Annotated in this window: 22 protein-coding genes and 1 pseudogene; 1 reads left to right on the forward strand and 22 read right to left on the reverse strand. The window is 34.3% G+C overall.

Annotation, left to right across the window (positions count from 1 at the left end):
* Positions 1–9 precede the first annotated feature (9 nt).
* The 3 genes from ACZ5SO_RS12020 to ptsP are packed head-to-tail and all read right to left on the reverse strand — an operon-like array spanning position 10 to position 4,055.
* The gene (locus ACZ5SO_RS12020) at positions 10–720 is read right to left on the reverse strand and encodes an HAD family hydrolase (protein WP_464624899.1); all 711 of its coding nucleotides are present in this window, start codon (positions 718–720) and stop codon (positions 10–12) included.
* Entirely contained in the window at positions 720–2,255 is a 1,536-nt protein-coding gene (gene der / locus ACZ5SO_RS12025) for a ribosome biogenesis GTPase Der (protein WP_464624900.1), read from the reverse strand. Before der ends, ACZ5SO_RS12020 begins: the two co-directional genes overlap by 1 nt.
* 57 nt (positions 2,256–2,312) lie before the next feature.
* Positions 2,313–4,055 carry a phosphoenolpyruvate--protein phosphotransferase gene (gene ptsP, locus ACZ5SO_RS12030; protein ID WP_464624901.1) on the reverse strand — a complete coding sequence of 581 codons (1,743 nt, stop codon included), beginning with the start codon at positions 4,053–4,055 and terminating at the stop codon, positions 2,313–2,315.
* A gap of 75 nt (positions 4,056–4,130) precedes the next feature.
* On the opposite strand from ptsP, the gene ACZ5SO_RS12035 reads away from it, so the two are divergent.
* On the forward strand, positions 4,131–4,685 hold the full coding sequence (locus ACZ5SO_RS12035; RefSeq protein ID WP_464624902.1) for a hypothetical protein: 555 nt from the start codon (positions 4,131–4,133) through the stop codon (positions 4,683–4,685).
* Here the strand turns inward: ACZ5SO_RS12035 and ACZ5SO_RS12040 are convergent.
* The 19 genes and pseudogenes from ACZ5SO_RS12040 to rplX all read right to left on the reverse strand — a co-directional run bounded on the left by ACZ5SO_RS12040 (position 4,669) and on the right by rplX (position 16,774).
* Positions 4,669–5,961, reverse strand: coding sequence for a hypothetical protein (locus ACZ5SO_RS12040; protein ID WP_464624904.1), 1,293 nt, complete (start codon positions 5,959–5,961; stop codon positions 4,669–4,671). The genes ACZ5SO_RS12035 and ACZ5SO_RS12040 overlap by 17 nt on opposite strands.
* A 36-nt stretch (positions 5,962–5,997) precedes the next feature.
* Positions 5,998–6,783 (reverse strand): TlyA family RNA methyltransferase, encoded by a 786-nt coding sequence (locus tag ACZ5SO_RS12045; protein WP_464624906.1) that lies wholly within the window; start codon positions 6,781–6,783, stop codon positions 5,998–6,000.
* Positions 6,784–6,785: 2 nt separating this feature from the next.
* A complete protein-coding gene (locus ACZ5SO_RS12050) occupies positions 6,786–7,580 on the reverse strand; it encodes a TIGR00282 family metallophosphoesterase (RefSeq protein ID WP_464624908.1) in 795 nt (264 codons plus the stop codon).
* 43 nt (positions 7,581–7,623) lie between these two features.
* A complete protein-coding gene (gene rny / locus ACZ5SO_RS12055) occupies positions 7,624–9,153 on the reverse strand; it encodes a ribonuclease Y (RefSeq protein WP_464624909.1) in 1,530 nt (509 codons plus the stop codon).
* Positions 9,154–9,427: 274 nt separating this feature from the next.
* Positions 9,428–9,802, reverse strand: a pseudogene (rplQ, locus tag ACZ5SO_RS12060) (50S ribosomal protein L17); the annotation flags it as partial.
* Positions 9,792–10,844 carry a DNA-directed RNA polymerase subunit alpha gene (locus ACZ5SO_RS12065; RefSeq protein ID WP_464624911.1) on the reverse strand — a complete coding sequence of 351 codons (1,053 nt, stop codon included), beginning with the start codon at positions 10,842–10,844 and terminating at the stop codon, positions 9,792–9,794. The pseudogene rplQ and the gene ACZ5SO_RS12065, both read right to left, overlap by 11 nt.
* Before the next feature lie 120 nt (positions 10,845–10,964).
* The gene (gene rpsK, locus ACZ5SO_RS12070) at positions 10,965–11,354 is read right to left on the reverse strand and encodes a 30S ribosomal protein S11 (protein ID WP_464624913.1); all 390 of its coding nucleotides are present in this window, start codon (positions 11,352–11,354) and stop codon (positions 10,965–10,967) included.
* A gap of 14 nt (positions 11,355–11,368) precedes the next feature.
* Positions 11,369–11,734, reverse strand: coding sequence for a 30S ribosomal protein S13 (gene rpsM, locus ACZ5SO_RS12075; RefSeq protein ID WP_464624915.1), 366 nt, complete (start codon positions 11,732–11,734; stop codon positions 11,369–11,371).
* Between the two features lie 48 nt (positions 11,735–11,782).
* Positions 11,783–11,896: a 50S ribosomal protein L36 gene (gene rpmJ / locus ACZ5SO_RS12080; protein ID WP_464624916.1), complete on the reverse strand. Its 114-nt coding sequence runs from the start codon at positions 11,894–11,896 to the stop codon at positions 11,783–11,785.
* A 12-nt stretch (positions 11,897–11,908) separates the two neighbouring features.
* Complete coding sequence (gene secY / locus ACZ5SO_RS12085; protein ID WP_464624917.1) at positions 11,909–13,219, reverse strand: preprotein translocase subunit SecY; 1,311 nt, start codon at positions 13,217–13,219, stop codon at positions 11,909–11,911.
* A gap of 17 nt (positions 13,220–13,236) precedes the next feature.
* Positions 13,237–13,677 (reverse strand): 50S ribosomal protein L15, encoded by a 441-nt coding sequence (gene rplO / locus ACZ5SO_RS12090; RefSeq protein WP_464624919.1) that lies wholly within the window; start codon positions 13,675–13,677, stop codon positions 13,237–13,239.
* A gap of 1 nt (position 13,678) precedes the next feature.
* A complete protein-coding gene (gene rpmD, locus ACZ5SO_RS12095; RefSeq protein ID WP_464624921.1) occupies positions 13,679–13,870 on the reverse strand; it encodes a 50S ribosomal protein L30 in 192 nt (63 codons plus the stop codon).
* Positions 13,871–13,872: 2 nt separating this feature from the next.
* Positions 13,873–14,379 (reverse strand): 30S ribosomal protein S5, encoded by a 507-nt coding sequence (gene rpsE / locus ACZ5SO_RS12100; RefSeq protein ID WP_464624923.1) that lies wholly within the window; start codon positions 14,377–14,379, stop codon positions 13,873–13,875.
* A gap of 9 nt (positions 14,380–14,388) precedes the next feature.
* Positions 14,389–14,748 (reverse strand): 50S ribosomal protein L18, encoded by a 360-nt coding sequence (gene rplR, locus ACZ5SO_RS12105; protein WP_464624925.1) that lies wholly within the window; start codon positions 14,746–14,748, stop codon positions 14,389–14,391.
* A 14-nt stretch (positions 14,749–14,762) separates the two neighbouring features.
* Positions 14,763–15,299 (reverse strand): 50S ribosomal protein L6, encoded by a 537-nt coding sequence (rplF, locus tag ACZ5SO_RS12110; RefSeq protein WP_464624927.1) that lies wholly within the window; start codon positions 15,297–15,299, stop codon positions 14,763–14,765.
* 11 nt (positions 15,300–15,310) lie between these two features.
* On the reverse strand, positions 15,311–15,709 hold the full coding sequence (gene rpsH / locus ACZ5SO_RS12115) for a 30S ribosomal protein S8 (RefSeq protein WP_464624928.1): 399 nt from the start codon (positions 15,707–15,709) through the stop codon (positions 15,311–15,313).
* 9 nt (positions 15,710–15,718) lie between these two features.
* Positions 15,719–15,904, reverse strand: a complete 186-nt coding sequence (locus ACZ5SO_RS12120) for a type Z 30S ribosomal protein S14 (protein WP_464624929.1) — start codon at positions 15,902–15,904, stop codon at positions 15,719–15,721.
* Between the two features lie 13 nt (positions 15,905–15,917).
* Entirely contained in the window at positions 15,918–16,472 is a 555-nt protein-coding gene (gene rplE / locus ACZ5SO_RS12125; RefSeq protein WP_464624931.1) for a 50S ribosomal protein L5, read from the reverse strand.
* A complete protein-coding gene (gene rplX / locus ACZ5SO_RS12130; protein WP_464624933.1) occupies positions 16,472–16,774 on the reverse strand; it encodes a 50S ribosomal protein L24 in 303 nt (100 codons plus the stop codon). Before rplX ends, rplE begins: the two co-directional genes overlap by 1 nt.
* Positions 16,775–16,783 lie beyond the last annotated feature (9 nt).

The raw sequence follows: 16,783 nt of genomic DNA on the forward strand, positions 1-16,783 counted from the left end.
TTGCCTCCTTTATAACCCAAATAATAATTTTTCGATCTCAAACCAATTTTTACAAATATAATCAGCTTTGGGATATTTTTTATCACTTGACTTATTAGTTAAATAAAGAGTGTTCATATCTATCTTTTTTGCACCTATAATATCCTTATTATAACTATCTCCCACATAAATACAACTTTTTGGATCTAGTTTTAGATAATTAGTAATATAAATAAAGGGTTTTTCGCTTGGTTTTAGATATCCTGTTTCTTCACTTGATATTGCAAAATCAACAAGATCTTCGATTTGTAATGTTGAAACTTTCTTAGCTATGGGAAAATCACTTAATAATACTATTTTTAAATTTTGATCTTTAGCTTCTTTTAAGGTGCTAACCATGTTTTTATAAGCTTTAATTGATAAAAAAGTCTTTTCCCAGGTTTTATAAAATTGTTTATCTATTTTCTTGATAATTTTTTCAATTTCAGCTTTTGATGGATTATCTTTTTTTAAATATATTTTTGCTTGCTTTTCTAAAAATCCTTTTCTATCATCACTTAAAGGTTTTTCGCTCTCTTGCGTTTTTCTATATTCTTGCCGAACTCGATTAAAATTGATTCCGAGCTTAATATCAGGAAAAAAAGAAGGAATCAATCTAAAATTCATTTGAAATCGAGGATATAAAGTTCCATCGATATCAAGGCAAATTGCCTTGATATCTTTATCTTTGACGATTCCCATTATTTTTTGCGTCCTCTTCTATTCTTCTCTGCTTTTTTAACTTTTTCAATTGATTTTCCAAGAGCTGCTTTATTGCCAGGTTTTTTACCTTTCTTCTTTGCTACCGCTCTTCCTGAAGAAGGTTTTTTAACACTCTTCGATTCAGATGGACTTTTTTCAGTAGAATATTTTGACAAAATTGGTTTATCACCTTTTTTATTTAAAGAGGGATTTCTCCTTCTCTCTCTTAAATCTACTTCAATTGGAATCTGTGAGAAACCTAAATCTCTTCTTATACAGTTTTTCAAATATTTTACATAAATTTCTGGAAAACTTTTAATTCTATTTACAAAAAATAAGAATCTAACTGGAGTTGCACTTACTTGAGTACCATAATAAACTTTAAAATGGCCTTCTCCTCCTCTAGGAGGGGTATAACTCTCTGTCCAATCTTTTAAAGCATTGTTGATTATTGAAGTATCAACTCTTTTATTTAGTTGCTTCCAAACACTCCAAACAGTATCTAACATAGCAGGAATTTTAGTACCATTTAGTGCACTTATTGCTGTAATTGGAGCAAATCCTAAAATTGGGAATAAGAATCTCATTCTATCTTTGATTGCTGTTAATTCATTATCTATTCCAGTAAGTTGGTCAATCTTATTTAATACTAATACTATTCCCTTTCCTTTTCGAACAATTAAGTTTGCTATTTTTTTATCTTGATCAGATAAGCCTTCAACACTATCTATCATTAATAAGATAACATCAGCTTCATCTATGGTTTTTATAGCTCTGTTTACTGAATAATATTCAACATCTTCATCAACTTTACTTTTCCTTCTTATTCCAGCTGTATCTAATACTGTAAAATCTGTTCCTTTGTATGAAAAAGCTCCTCTAACTACATCTCTTGTAGTACCCGCAATTGTTGATACTATTGAAACATCTTCTCCAACTAAAAGATTTGTTAATGTGCTTTTGCCAGTGTTTGGTTTCCCTAAAACTGCAATTTTAACTGTTTCAACTTCATCAGGTGCTTCAAATCTTTCTTCAAGATCTAATAACCCTAATAAAGTTTCTTCTAATTCTTCTATACCTAATCCGTGAGCAGCACTTATTCCTAAAACTCTTTGAAATCCATAAGAATAATATTCCCAAATTAGATTCTCTCTATTTGAATCATCTATTTTGTTTATAACTAATAATACTTTGTCTGAGTAAGGGCGTAATTTTTCTATTAATACTTCATCTTCTGCTGTAACTCTCATACAGTCCATCATGAAAATTATTACATCACTCTTCTCTAAAAGAGAAAGACTTTTTTGACTAACTAAATCATCAAGTCCTTCTAGTTCCTGCTTTACCCCGCCACTATCGACTAAAGTAATATAATGATTTCCAATTAAACATCTCTCTGGAATTGGATCTCTAGTAACTCCAGGAGTCGGGTCTGTGATTGCTCTTCTTTTGCCAATCAATCTGTTAAATAATGTAGATTTACCTACATTAGGCCTTCCTATAATTGAAATTACTGGTATTTGTTGACTATCCATAATTAATACAGAATTATTTTTCTGCTTTCTCCTTATCTAATTAATCACCTTATCTTTTTAAAGAGTATGTGATTTTGGTAAGTGGTCAAAGCGATTTCTCATCCATTGTTTGACAAATGATACAATAGCTGTTGATGAATTCATTTTCAATACTTTATCAGCCATCTGCTTTGCTTCTGTGTAATTTACCTCTCTTAATATTTTTCTAACTTCTAAAAGAGAAGAGGGGCTCATGCTAAATTCATCTAAACCAAGGCCTGCAAGTAAAACCGTTGCATAAGGATTACTTGCCATCTCTCCACACATGCCTATTGGTATTTTGGCTTTGTGAGCATTGTCTATAACTATTTTTATCAGTCTCAATACTCCAGGGTGGAAAGGTTGATAAAGATAAGCGATTTTCTCATTTCCTCTATCAACTGCTATAGTATATTGGATTAAGTCGTTTGTTCCTATAGAGAAAAAATCAACCCTTTTTGCTAATTCATCAGATATAAGAGCAGCAGAGGGTACTTCAATCATAGTTCCCACCTTTATATCTTCATCAAATGGTATTTTATTTGCTCTAAGTTCTTCTTTGACTTGCTTTAATATTAATAAAGTTTTCTCTAATTCATCAAGACCACTAATCATAGGGAACATTATATGAAGTTTTCCATAAATGGAAGCCCTTAACAAGGCTCTAAGCTGAATTCTAAAAATATCTTTTCTCTCTAAGCAAAATCGGATTGCTCTCCAACCTAAGATTGGGTTTTCTTCATCTATTCCTAGTCCCGAAACAGCCTTATCTCCTCCAATATCTATTGTCCTAATAGTTACTGGCTTGCCTTTCATTTGCTCTAATACTTCTTTGTATGCTTCAAATTGAACATCTTCTTTTAAGCTTCCATTTTTTTGTAAGAACAAAAACTCACTTCTAAATAAGCCAATCCCACTTGCACCTTTTTCTAAGGCAGAATCAACTTCATCAGCTGTTTCTATATTAGCTTTTAATACATACTCTTTTTTGTCTGGAGAAATAACTGGAAGTTTTGCAACTAAAAGAAGTTCTCTTTGATGGCTTTCCCAATTTTGTTTTATTACTTCAAACTTTTCTTTTACATACCACTCAGGTCTTATAATAATTTGACCTTCATTACCATCAAGAATTACTTCATCTCCATCTCTTGCTTTTAAAGATGCTCCATAAAGTCCTAAAACTGTTGGGATTCCAAATGAACGAGCAAATATAGCTACATGAGAGGTTCTTCCTCCCGTATCTACGGCAATAGCTTTAATCCATTTTTTGTCAATTTTAAGCATCTCTGATGGAAGTAAAGAATCTGCTACTAGAATAACTTCTTCTTTTATTTGACTTAATGTATTGCTTTTTCTCTCACTTAAATTATCTATTAAAAGCCTCGAAATATCACTTAAATCAATGGCTCTCTCTCTAATCATCTCTATATCACTTGCTTCAAGGGTTGCAATTAAAGATGCTGTTACACTTTCAACTGCCCAAGCTGCATTTTGATAATGAATACTTATTGAATCCTTAATCTCAGAAATATATTCTGGATCTTGCAACATAATGATATGAGTCTCTAATATTGCTTTCCTTGTATCATCATGAATAGAATCAAATAAAGACTGAGTTTCTTCTAAGCTCTTTTGAACAGCTTTTTCAATCTTTTCTAATTCTTCCTTAACCTTGTTAGGTCCAATTTTTTCTTTGCTTACTTCAAGGTTATTATGGGTAAAAACTAAAGCTTTACCACATGATATTCCACCTGAAGCTGCTATACCATTGAGTATTCTCATATGCGTTTATTTTACGTTCTATTTTTACCATTGTAAAGTGTCGATTATTATAATTATTTATTATAATATAAAGATATGAAAAGAAATAATTTCAATAAAAAAAATAATATTACAATTACAATATATATTTTAGCTATTTTTGTAATTTTAACTATCATTGAATTAATTTTCTTTTTACCAAAAGTTAAACAAGCAATTATTGATTCTAATGCTATTGAACTAATCAATGAAGCTAAAGAAAATAAAGAAGATCTATCTTATAGAGATTATACTTTATTTTTCATATCAATGGATAATAATATTATTAGTTTTCAATATAGGGGTACAAAAAGATATAATTTTCTTCATGATAGTTTTGAATATCAACTTATGAGCCCTCCTCTAGAAGCTTTAGAAAATTATTGTGTTTCCTTTATCCCTCAAGATACTAAATTAATAGGTGTCACTTCTAAAGGAAAAGCCACTTATTTAAATCTCTCTAAAGAAATCTTAAATAGTGACAATTTTCCTTTAGCATATAAACAACTTGAAGCTCAAGCTTTATTTATTAATAGCTCTGCTAAATTCTTCTTACTAGTTGATGGGAACTTATATAATGAAAATAAAGAATTGATTAAGCAATATAATTAAGCTTTTTCAAATATTTAACCCTAATAAATAAGAAAATTACTTCAAAGATAAATGATAATACATAAGCTAAAGCTGCTATGTAAACTCCAGCTACTTTAAAAATATAAGGTAGAATTAATATTGATAACAGTAATGTTGCAACATTTATAAAAACTCCTATGGTTATTGAAGTGGTCTGTCTTTCTGCTACAAGACTTGCTCTATATAAGGCTATCTTAGCACTAAAGAATGGCAATAATATCAAAACGCCTAATGAAATTGGTAAATATATTAATAACTCAGTTGGGAGTTTAGAGACATTAATAAACCAAAGGCCCCATAACGGTTTTATAAAATAAATAACGATATATAATATTGTTAAACTTATTGCTACGTTATTTACAAAACTTTTTATAACTTTTAAATTCTCTTTTTTATACTGTGCTATTATTATCTCTTGCAAAGATTGACTTATTGAGGTGTATAAAAATAGATAGGCTAATACAACTGGCCAAACAGCTAGGGATTCTATCGGATATAAACCTTTTGTAATTCCTAAATTTAATAATGGCCTTATTCCTAAGGTAATCCAAGAAGTTATTGCTAAAGGTATATAGAAATGTACCATTTGCTTTAAACTTAAATTTTCACTATCTGTTGGTTCTAATTTATCCAAAGCAGGTTTTGCAAAAATATATGAAGAAATCATACCTGAGATAACTCCTAAAGATAGTGTTAAACCACCTAGCAAAGCTCCCCTTATGTTGAAAAAATTTAAACCTATAAATAATACGATAAATGCTAAAATAAGCCTTATATACATTACCATTGGTACATATTTACTTCTATCATGTTTTATCATTACCCCTTGCCATAATCTTCTATACCCTATTGTAGCTGGCCAAGGAATTAATAAAACAAAACACCAATATGCACTATTTAGCAAATCTGCTGGTAAATCAAAGATTGTAATTGCAATAAAGTTGAAAACTGCAGGAATGCAAAGAATTAAATGCAAAGCTGTCGTGATTATTGCTAGAGCGTGCATTACCTTTAATATTTTTTTATAGGAACTAACACTCTTTACTATTGCAGTTCCAGCCGATAACATCTGAACTACTGGCCCTTCTATAAAAAGGGCTAAGGCAAAAGAATAACCAAAAGCTGCTAATTGATTAGTAGCATCTGGCAATCTTGATATAAAACTTGTTATCATGGGCTGTTCTGTGGCCATTACAATCCACATTATTGCTAAAGGAACCCATGACAAGAATAATTTCTTTTTTGTAATACTCATAATGTGTGCAAGTCTATTAATATAACTAATTAAAGTCTAGTCTTTTAAGGTCTCTATAAGTTGTAAAATTTTATTTGTAAATTCAATTTTATTTATACCTTCTTCTTTGGTTAATAAAGATAAGAATTCTATATTCCCTTTTCTCCCTTTTATCGGACTTACAATTACATCTTTAATATAAACCTCGTCTTCTAATAAGATATCATATACATGATTTAATACTTCAACTAAAAAGTCCATATCCTCAACCACACCTGAAAAATCACTTTTCCATTTTGGTACTTCAAATTGAGGTTTAATTAAGCATATTAATTGAGTATTCCCACATAATTTTAATATATGAGAAGCTGCATTTTTTATCGAACGAAAGGATAGATCACATACAGCTAAGTCTGCTGGAGGATCTAAATCCTCAAGCAACATTATATTTTGCTTTTCATGAACTATAACTCTTTCATCTGCCCTCAATTTCCAAGCTAATTGATTATATCCAACATCTACACTATGGACACACCTAGCTCCATGCTGTAATAAGCAGTCTGTGAAGCCACCAGTGGATGAACCAGCATCTAAGACAACTTTATCCTTTACCTCAATAGAGAAACTTTCTAGGGCTTTCTCAAGCTTGAGCCCACCCCTTGAAACAAATTTTCCAAAGGCTAAATCAATTTTACAAGTGCTATCAACTCTAACCTTTGGATTTGTAACTAGTTCATTGTTTACATAAACATTTTTACAAACCACAAAGGCTGTAAGTTCATCTTTAGTATATTGCGAATACTCTTCTTTCAATTTTAATAAGAGAGATATTTTTTTAGCCATAACTATACCAATAACTGCTTATTAATTCGTTTAATTGATATTGCCTTACCACTCTTTTTATCTATTTTTATTTCGACTCCATTAATAACTGGAGCTGTTGTGTGTATTTTTGTTCTAAGTGGCATTTGAGTTAATTGTCTTTTAATCGATATTTCTGGATCAGATCCTATAACACTATCACTTGGTCCACAAAGTCCTAAATCTGTTATAAATGCAGTTCCATTCTCTAATATCATTTCATCTGCAGTTTGCACATGAGTATGCGTTCCAACAACCGCACTAACTTTTCCATCTAAATACATTGCTAAAGCTTTTTTTTCTTCATGATTTTCAGCGTGCATATCAATCAATATAATATCACAGTTTCTTTTCATTTTTCTAATTTCTTCTTCAGCAGTTCTAAATGGACAATCTGTTTGAGGAAGACTAACTCTACCTTGTAAATTAATTACCCCAACTTTAACATCATTTGATTCTAATATTGTAGAACCATGGCCAATTGTTCCACTTGGATAATTTAAAGGTCTCAATAATCTCTTATCATTTTTTAAGGAGTCATAAATTTCATCTTGTTGCCAAATATGATTACCACTAGTTATTACATTAACGCCTAATGAAAAAAGCTGCGTTTTCTCACTTTCATTTAGCCCAAATCCATTAGCGGCATTTTCTCCATTTACAACAACAAAATCAGCTCTATGCTCTTTTATTAATTGGCCTAAACCAATAAAGAGAGCTCTCATGCCTGGTTGCCCACAAACATCCCCAAGCATTAAAACAGTAAATGTATTTCCCACAAGCTATTCCTAACTAAAAAAGAGGCTATAAAAGCCTCTAATTTTATCGCGCATATTCAACTACACGCATCTCTCGAATTATCGTGACTTTTATTCTACCAGGATATCTCAATTCAGCTTCAATTCTTGAAGCTACTTCTTTAGCCATATCCTTAGCTTCTTCGTCAGTGACACTTGAATTATTAACTAATATTCTTAATTCTCTACCAGCTTGTACAGCAAAAGCTTTTTCAACACCGTCAAAACTTTCTGCAATTTTTTCCAAGCTTTCTAATCGCTTGATATAGTTATCTAAAGTTTCTCTTCTTGCACCGGGTCTAGCTGCACTAATAGCATCCGCTATTTGAACAATAATTGCTTCAGGGGATTTTGGCTCAACATCATTGTGATGTGCTAAAATAGCATTTACAATAATAGGATCTTCACCTAACCTCTTAGCATGCTCTGCACCTAATTCTGCATGGTTTGCATCGCTTTCAGTTTCAATGCCTTTACCAATATCATGTAATAGACCAGCTCTCTTAGCAATTTCAGAGTCAGCTCCAACTTCACTAGCTATCATACCAGCTAAGACAGCAACTTCACGAGAATGACTTAATACATTTTGACCATAGCTTGTTCTGAAATATAAGCGACCAAGAGCTCTAATCATCTCTTGACTCATATTATGGATTCCCATATCAAAAACAAGTTTTTCACCTTCATCGGCAATTGTTCTGTTAACTTCTTTTGCAACTTTGTTAACAACTTCCTCGATTCTAGAAGGATGAATTCTACCATCTTGTACTAGTCGCTCTAAAGCTACCCTTGCAATTTCTTTTCTAACAGGATCGAAACAAGAAATTACAACAGCTTCTGGTGTATCATCAATAATAATATCTACTCCAGTTAATGTTTCTAATGTCCTTATGTTCCTACCTTCTCTTCCAATTATTCTACCTTTCATCTCATCACTTGGTAGGCTTACAGAAGCGATTGATACATCACCACTTACTTCAGTCGCCATCCTCTGAATGGATGTTAGAATAATGTCTCTAGCGAGTTTATCAGCTTTTAATTGAGCTTCTTGCTCTATTTTGTTGATAACCGTCTGTGAATCTCGTTTTGCTTCTTTTTTCATTTGCTCAATTATGAGGTCTTTGGCCTCTTCTTGAGACATATTAGCAATTTTCTCTAGCTCCATCATAACAGAGCTCTCACGTTTTTCTAATTCTACTTCAGTTTTTTCAATAACTTTTTTTCTATCTTCGAGTTGATTCTTAATGGTATCTAATTCAGCTAATTTCCGCTCGACGTTTTCTTCTTTTTGAAGGATTCGTCTCTCTGAGCGTTGCAATTCACTTCTTCTTTCTCTTGCCTCTCTCTCAACTTGTTGTTGTTCTTTCAACAATTGGTCACGAGTCTCAAGGATAAGTTCCTTACTTTTTGCTTCAGCTTCTTTTACTGCATCTGCTTCTAAGCGTCTTGCTTTTTGCTCAACAGAAGTCAGTTTAAATTTCGAATACAGCCATCTTCCGATAAATCCGAAAAGGGCACCAAGAACAACAAGAAGGAGATAAATTAATGGTTTCATAATATTTTCTCCTTAGTTGCAATTGGTTCAATATTATTCAACTAATGTTAAATTGTCAAGTTTTATGAGTATAAAAAACCGCTACCAAAACTGGTAACGGCTAAGTCAATAATTGACAAAAGACAGTAATTTCAAATCATAAAGTAATATATTTCAGATAAAAAATCACTGTATCCTTTCTTTTAAACTAGCTAGTTTAAAAGATTTGTATTTAGAGATTGAAGGCTTTTTCTCCTTCATTCTAAATACTCTGAGTACAAAGTACTTCAGTTTACTTCTCTTCTTTAGCAGTTGTTTTATCAACAAGTTCTAAAATTACCATCTCTGCTGCGTCGCCTAAACGGTAACCAGTTTTTAAAATACGGGTATAACCACCTTTGCGATCAACATTTAGAGGTGCGATCTCTGTGAAGAGCTTATTAAGAACAGCAGGGTCCTTAATATCTTTAGCAACGATACGGCGATTATGAACACTATCTTCTTTTGCTCTAGTGATCATTTTTTCTACCGTTTTGCGTACTTCAAGAGCCTTAGCTTTTGTAGTCTCAATTCTCTCATAACGGAGAAGTGAGGTTGCCATGTTACGTAACATCGCATCGCGCTCTGCAGTGCTTCTGCTTAACGTGTTGAAACCAAATCTATGTCTCATCTTCTTCTTCCTTGTTACCAGGCACATTGATTGTGTTTTTTAAAACACTATAGTCTGTCATTCCAAGACTTAGATTCCACTCTTTAAGTTTATCTTTAATCTCTGTTAATGACTTCTTACCAAAGTTCCTAGTTTTTGCAATTTCATCTTCAGTTTTCTTTGTTAAATCGCCAATAGTTCTAATATTAGCATTCTTGAGGCAGTTGCTAGAACGAACAGTAAGTTCTAATTCTTCAACAGAAGTATTTAAAATCTTTTTGATTTTTTCTTCTTCTTCATCAACTTCCTCTTCACTATTTACCAATGCTTCATCAAAATTGATAAAGACTGAGAAATGATCTTTCGCAATCTTTGCAGCTTCTGCTAAGGCATTAACTGGTGCAATGGTTCCATCTGTATAAATTTCTAAAATTAACTTATCGTAGTCGTTTCTATAACCTACACGAGTTGGTTCGATAGAATATTTAACACGAGTTACAGGAGAGAAGAAAGCATCTATAGCGATAACGCCAACTTCTTCTACATATTTCTCATTAATTTCTGAAGGAACATAACCCCTTCCTAAATCAATTTGAACTTCCATCTCGATATTCGCATCGTCCATCATAGTGAATAGAACTAAATCTTTATTGGTAATTTCTACCTGGTCGCGTTCAAAGTTCTGACCGGTAATAACGCCGGGCCCTTTACACTCAATGAGAAGATTAACACCTTCGCAATCTTCAGGCATTTTAATTTGTAATTTTTTTAGAGCAGCAATTATATCCGCAATGTCCTCACGAACACCTGGAAGCTGATCATATTCACTAGAAATTAAATGAGGTACACCTTCTTCATTAAAGCTTGTGAACTTAACAGCAGTAACTGCATAACCCTGAATTGAAGATAAAAGAACTCTTCTGAGCGTATTTCCGATAGTTGTACCAAACCCTCGTTCAAAAGGATAAGCTACAAACTTTCCGTAATTTGCTTCTTCTGCACTATGCTCAAAATTAGTTCCCTTGGGTTTTTTAAAGCCCTTCAAAAGGTTTTTGCGTGCCATGGTTACTCCTTAAAGTCTGGATATGCAGATTAATATCTGCTTTGGCGCGGGGATGGCTCCTTTGGAGCCAAACCTCAATAAACAGCATCCCAAGAAACTACTTGGAAATGCCCCTAATAATTAAACTCTACGTGTTTTGCGTGGGCGACAACCATTATGAGGAATTGGAGTTACGTCTCTAATAGAGCGAACTTTTAATCCTAAAACACCAAGTGCTCTAATAGCACTTTCACGTCCAACACCAGGGCCTTTTACATAAACATTAACTTCACGAAGACCATAATCCATTGCCTTCTTAGCTGCTGTTTCACAAGTTACCTGTGCTGCATATGGAGTTGATTTCTTAGCACCACGGAATCCTAAACCACCGGCAGAAGCCCAAGAAATAGCATTTCCTTCAAGATCTGTCATGGTAACGATTGTATTGTTGAAAGTAGCCTGAATGTATACATTACCATCATAGACTGTCTTTTTAACTTTACGCTTTGCTTTCGCTTTTGCATTAGCCATTTTTCATCTACCCCTTATTTCTTCTTACCTGCTACGGTCTTCTTCTTACCCTTACGAGTTCTAGCATTAGTTTTAGTCTTTTGCCCTCTAACTGGTAAGCCTTTTCTATGACGTAGTCCACGGTAACAACCGATGTCCATAAGTCGTTTAATATTTAGAGCTACTTCAGTACGAAGACGACCTTCAACCCTATAATTTTCTTCGATTTCATGACGTAAAACAGCCAATTCATCATTTGATAGTGTATTAATTCTTACATCTGGATCAATTTTTGTTTTTTCACAAATTTCAATCGCTGATACTTTGCCGATGCCAAAGATATACGTTAAAGCAATCTTAACAGCTTTGTTCGGCAAGTCAACACCTGCAATTCTTGCCATTATTGGCCTCCTAATTTTTATTCTTAGAGAGGTGGCTTACGCCGAACCTTACTTCTGTCTTTGCTTATGTTTTGGGTTTTCGCAAATTATACGAACAACCCCATTTCTTCTGATAACTTTGCACTTGTCACATATTGGTTTGACACTTGCTCTGACTTTCATGTTAAGCTCCTATTATTTTCTTGCCTTTGTTTGGCTAAAAATACCGGTTTGGTGATGCATCTTCATAACACCTTCTACCTGTCTCATAGTATCTAGGTCAACACCAACCATAATGATTAATGAAGTACCACCGAATAGCATTGCAACAGATGATGGGAAACTGAAGAACTTCTGTACTAAAGTTGGAATCAATGCGATGAAAGCTAAGAATATAGATCCAGGAAGAATAACGCGGTTGATAACTTTAGTTAGATACTCCTCAAGTTTTTCGCTCCTTACACCAGGAACGGAACCACCATTTTCTCGAATCTGTTTAGCCATCTCTACAGGATTCATTGTAACCTGAGTATAGAAGAATGCGAAACCGATAATCAACAGAGTATATATGATTATGTAGGGGACACCCTGTGGATTTAACCAATTAGCAAAAGCTGCTAACCAACTCACTTCAGCGCCTAAACTAGATGCAATTTGAAGTGGGAAGGACATTAATGCTGAAGCAAAGATAACCGGGATAACGCCACTTGGGTTTAATTTTACAGGAATATAAGTGCTTTGTGCACCATACATTCTTCTGCCAACTACACGTTTTGCATAGTTTACCGGAACCTTTCTCTCACCTTGTTGCTCGTATACTACTAATGCAATAACAATTATGAACATTGCTAAAACAACTAGTAATGAAATTGGATTAAAACTACCGTCTTGAACACCTTTAAATAGTGTAACAAGAGCTGAAGGAATTCTTGCAACGATTCCTGCAAAAATTAACAAGCTAATACCATTACCAATTCCGAATTGAGTAATTTTGTTACCAATCCATACGAGGAACATACTACCTGCTGTAACAGACAGCATTGCTATTAAAGTAAATGGTAAGCGACTCATGGTCATTGAACCAGGAATCGAATTAGCATAAATTGTTATAACATAGGACTGAATCAAACAAACAACTATTGTTCCGTATCTAGTGTATTGTTGAATTTTCTTAGATCCATGAGGATCTTGCGCGAGCTTTCTCAAACTAGGAACAACAATCATTAATAATTGAAGTATAATTTGAGTACTAATGTAAGGCATTACGCCTAACATAAATAACGAGAAATTCGAAAATGCCCCGCCGGAAAAGAAATTCAAATATTCAGTAAATCCGAAAGAATTAGAATTACTCTGTGATAGGAAATATTGTTGTAGAACCTGGACGTCAATTCCTGGAATTGGAATAACCGCTCCCACCCTACTGATAAACAGTAGGAGGAAAGTGATTAGGCCCTTTCTTCTTAACTCCTGGATTCTCATCATTTCAACTAGGGAGTTTGCCATTTAGACCAACCTTTTTGTTATTTAATTTCGCCACCAGCAGCAGTTATTTTGTCAACTGCACTTGCTGAAACCTTTAAACCTTCAATAGTTACCTTTTTATTTATTTCTCCATTAGAAAGAATTTTAGCATTGGTACTATGACCTTTGATTAAATTAGCTTTCTTTAGAGCTTCTAAGTTAACTACAGCACCATCTTCAAAATTTAGATTGATAGCAGTTAAAGAAACTACTTGATAATCTTTTTTGAAAGGATGGTTAGAGAAACCTCTACGTGCGACACGACGATACAAAGGCATCTGGCCGCCTTCAAAACCAGGACGAACACCACCACCTGAGCGTGAGTTTTGTCCATCATGGCCTCTACCACAAGCACGACCCTTCGATGAAGCACCGCGACCTACAATAGTTTTCTTTGTATTTGCACCAAAAGGTGCTTTAATTTGACCAACATTTGCCATCTTACATCTCCTCAACTTTAACAAGGTGAGCAATGACGTTTACCATGCCAAGCATTTCAGGAGTTGCATTGATAACTACACTGCTATTAATCCTATTCAAACCAATTGCTTTAACAGTTTTGCGTTGCTTTGGCAAAGTACCTGCAACACTACGAGTTAAAGTAACTTTAAGTTGTTTTTCCTTTTTAGCCATCATTAACCCCACATGTTCTTAAGAGTTTTACCTCTATTCTTTGCGACTTGGCGAGCATCAAACAAATTTTCAAATGCATCAAAAGCAGCTTTAACTGTGTTAACAGTATTTTTAGAACCTAGTGATTTACCTAAAATGTCTGTGATACCTGCTGCATCACATAAAGCTCTAACAGCTCCACCAGCAATAACACCAGTACCAGGAACTGCAGGTTTAATAAGTACACTAGCGCTCTTGAAATTTCCAATACATTCGTGAGGAATTGTACCATTTTTAACAGGAACACTAATCATACTAGTTTTAGCACGATCTACTGCCTTACGAATAGCATCGGTAACATCATTTGCTTTACCAAAACCATAACCAACTTTACCTTTTTGGTCTCCAACAACTACTAGAGCTGAGAAAGAGTATCTTCGACCACCCTTAACAACCTTAGAAACACGATTAAGTTTAATTAGCTTTTCAACGTATCCGTCGTTTTTATCTTCTCTTCTTGATCTTTCCACGGTCTCCCCCTAGAACTTCACGCCAGCACTGCGGGCGCCATCGGCGATGCTCTTAACAATACCATGATAGAGGTAGCCATTTCTGTCGAATACACAAGTTGTGATATTCTTCTCGATCATCCTCTTACCAATCACCTCACCAAGCTTTGCTGCATCAGCTGTACAGTTTTTTAGTCCTTTAAGTTCAGCTTCAACAGTATTAGCAGAAACAAGAGTTTTACCTGCTACATCGTCAATTACTTGAACATACATATGGTGATTACTACGGAAAACAGTCATCCTCGGTCTGCTGGCAGTACCGGAGATGCTTTTTCTGATATGAAGCTTGCGTCTTTTAAGCTTTCTTTGTTTATCAATTACTTTCTTCATCTCTTACCTACCGATTATTTGCCGGATTTACCGACTTTACGACGAATGACTTCATCCTCATATCTTACACCTTTACCTTTGTATGGCTCTGGTTTACGAAGAGAACGAATCTCCGCAGCTATTTGACCAACTAACTGCTTATCGATTGCTGAAACGGCAATCTTATTTTGACCTTCAACTGTAATTGTTACACCTTCTGGAATAACATATTCAATAATGTTTGAATAGCCTAAGTTAAGAATTAATAAATTCTTCTTAACCTCAGCACGATAACCAACACCATTTACAATTAAGTTCTTTGTATACCCTTTAGTTACTCCAACAATCATATTGCTTAATAACTGACGGTATAGGCCATGGTAGCTACGACTAGCCTTAGATTCGTCTTTGCGAGTTACAACGATTTGTTCTTTTTGAACATCGAAACTAACTTCTTCACGAACTTGTTGTGTTAATTTACCCTTAGGTCCTTCAACACTTAAAGTTCCGTCTTTAAAAGTAACTTTAACCCCTGCAGGTAGTGCAACGGGCATTTTACCAATACGCGACATTTTTCACCACCTTACCAAATAGTACAGATTAGCTCACCGCCAATCTTTTTATCAGAGGCCTTTTTTCCTGTAATAACGCCGTTTGAAGTAGATACTACAACTACTCCATGACCGTTATATACACGAGGCATGTTACGATAGCCACTATAAACACGACGACCTGGTGTTGAAACACGTTGAATGTCGTGAAGTACTGGGCTCTGATTCTCATCATATCTTAAGAAAACACGAATATTAGATACACCATCTTTTGTAACTTTTTTGAAGTTTTTTACGTAACCTTCATTTTTCAAAATCTTTACGATTTGAAGTTTTAATTTAGATGTGGAAATATCTACTTTTTCATGTTTTGCCTGACTAGCATTTCTAATCTTAGTCAGCATATCTGCAATTGGATCACTTACAGCCATTTTTATCTCCTACCAACTTGACTTGGTTACGCCAGGGATCTGACCTTCATTTGCCAATTTACGAAAGCAGACTCTGCACATATCGAACTTACGCATATAACCACGAGGTCTTCCACAAATCCTACATCTATTTACTTGTCTAGTACTGAATTTAGGCTCTTTTTGAGCTTTTACAATCATTGATTTTTTAGCCATATTATTTTACCTCTTACTTAGCGAATGGCATGCCTAACTTCTTAAGTAATGCATACCCTTCTTCATCGGTCTTGGCCGTCGTAACGATTGCGATATTCAGACCGCTGATGCGTTCAATTTTATCGAAGTCAATTTCAGGAAAGATAATCTGTTCAGTAATTCCTAAAGAGTAATTACCATGACCATCAAAAGCATGAGGTTTAACCCCTTTAAAGTCTTTAACACGTGGTAAAGCCATACCAATAAGACGTTCTAAGAAATACCACATATTATCACCACGAAGGGTAACCATAGCTCCAATTTCTTGTCCTGCACGAACTTTAAAGTTAGCAATTGACTTTCTTGATTTTGTCTTTACTACATGCTGACCTGCAATTTGTTCTAATTCTTTTACAGCAGCATCCAAAAGCTTTTTATTTACAATAGCCTCTCCGACACCAACACTTAGTGTAATTTTCTCAATGGCAGGAATCTGCATGACAGATTTATAACCTAGCTCTTTGAAAAGAGCTGGTGCAACTTCTTCAAGATATTTTTTCTTGAAGGTTGGTACAAACTTTTCTTCCATTAGAGCACTTCTCCGGTTTTCTTCGCGTAACGAACTTTCTTGCCGTCATCGTCGAACTTGTATCCGATTTTACTAACCTTTCCATCTACAACTAGTGCAACATTAGAAACGTGAATCGGAGCTTCAATGTCAATAATACCGCCCTTGTCTTGTTGACTACGCCTTTTAACAGTCTTTTTAACCATGTTAGCGCCTTGGACGATTACCCTCTCTTTATTAGGGTCCACCTTAACAATCTTACCAACGTAACCTTTGTCTTTGCCGGCAAGAACTTTAACGGTGTCGTTTTTTTTGAGCTTCATTGCTTTTCT

This window comes from Pleomorphochaeta naphthae (assembly GCF_055396005.1).

Excerpts from the sequence above, each read along its gene's own strand:
- rpsH (WP_464624928.1), bottom strand. The coding sequence starts at position 15,709 with ATGGCTGTAAGTGATCCAATTGCAGATATGCTGACTAAGATTAGAAAT.
- secY (WP_464624917.1), bottom strand. The coding sequence starts at position 13,219 with ATGGCAAACTCCCTAGTTGAAATGATGAGAATCCAGGAGTTAAGAAGA.
- rplX (WP_464624933.1), bottom strand. The coding sequence starts at position 16,774 with ATGAAGCTCAAAAAAAACGACACCGTTAAAGTTCTTGCCGGCAAAGAC.
- ACZ5SO_RS12020 (WP_464624899.1), bottom strand. The coding sequence starts at position 720 with ATGGGAATCGTCAAAGATAAAGATATCAAGGCAATTTGCCTTGATATC.
- ACZ5SO_RS12035 (WP_464624902.1), top strand. The coding sequence starts at position 4,131 with ATGAAAAGAAATAATTTCAATAAAAAAAATAATATTACAATTACAATA.
- rplF (WP_464624927.1), bottom strand. The coding sequence starts at position 15,299 with ATGTCGCGTATTGGTAAAATGCCCGTTGCACTACCTGCAGGGGTTAAA.
- rplE (WP_464624931.1), bottom strand. The coding sequence starts at position 16,472 with ATGGAAGAAAAGTTTGTACCAACCTTCAAGAAAAAATATCTTGAAGAA.
- rplR (WP_464624925.1), bottom strand. The coding sequence starts at position 14,748 with ATGAAGAAAGTAATTGATAAACAAAGAAAGCTTAAAAGACGCAAGCTT.
- rpsM (WP_464624915.1), bottom strand. The coding sequence starts at position 11,734 with ATGGCAAGAATTGCAGGTGTTGACTTGCCGAACAAAGCTGTTAAGATT.
- ACZ5SO_RS12040 (WP_464624904.1), bottom strand. The coding sequence starts at position 5,961 with ATGAGTATTACAAAAAAGAAATTATTCTTGTCATGGGTTCCTTTAGCA.
- rpmJ (WP_464624916.1), bottom strand. The coding sequence starts at position 11,896 with ATGAAAGTCAGAGCAAGTGTCAAACCAATATGTGACAAGTGCAAAGTT.
- ACZ5SO_RS12065 (WP_464624911.1), bottom strand. The coding sequence starts at position 10,844 with ATGGCACGCAAAAACCTTTTGAAGGGCTTTAAAAAACCCAAGGGAACT.
- rpsK (WP_464624913.1), bottom strand. The coding sequence starts at position 11,354 with ATGGCTAATGCAAAAGCGAAAGCAAAGCGTAAAGTTAAAAAGACAGTC.
- rpmD (WP_464624921.1), bottom strand. The coding sequence starts at position 13,870 with ATGGCTAAAAAGGAAAAACAACTTAAAGTTACTTTAACTCGTAGTGTT.
- rny (WP_464624909.1), bottom strand. The coding sequence starts at position 9,153 with ATGAAACCATTAATTTATCTCCTTCTTGTTGTTCTTGGTGCCCTTTTC.
- der (WP_464624900.1), bottom strand. The coding sequence starts at position 2,255 with ATGGATAGTCAACAAATACCAGTAATTTCAATTATAGGAAGGCCTAAT.
- ACZ5SO_RS12045 (WP_464624906.1), bottom strand. The coding sequence starts at position 6,783 with ATGGCTAAAAAAATATCTCTCTTATTAAAATTGAAAGAAGAGTATTCG.
- rplO (WP_464624919.1), bottom strand. The coding sequence starts at position 13,677 with ATGGCAAATGTTGGTCAAATTAAAGCACCTTTTGGTGCAAATACAAAG.
- ptsP (WP_464624901.1), bottom strand. The coding sequence starts at position 4,055 with ATGAGAATACTCAATGGTATAGCAGCTTCAGGTGGAATATCATGTGGT.
- ACZ5SO_RS12120 (WP_464624929.1), bottom strand. The coding sequence starts at position 15,904 with ATGGCTAAAAAATCAATGATTGTAAAAGCTCAAAAAGAGCCTAAATTC.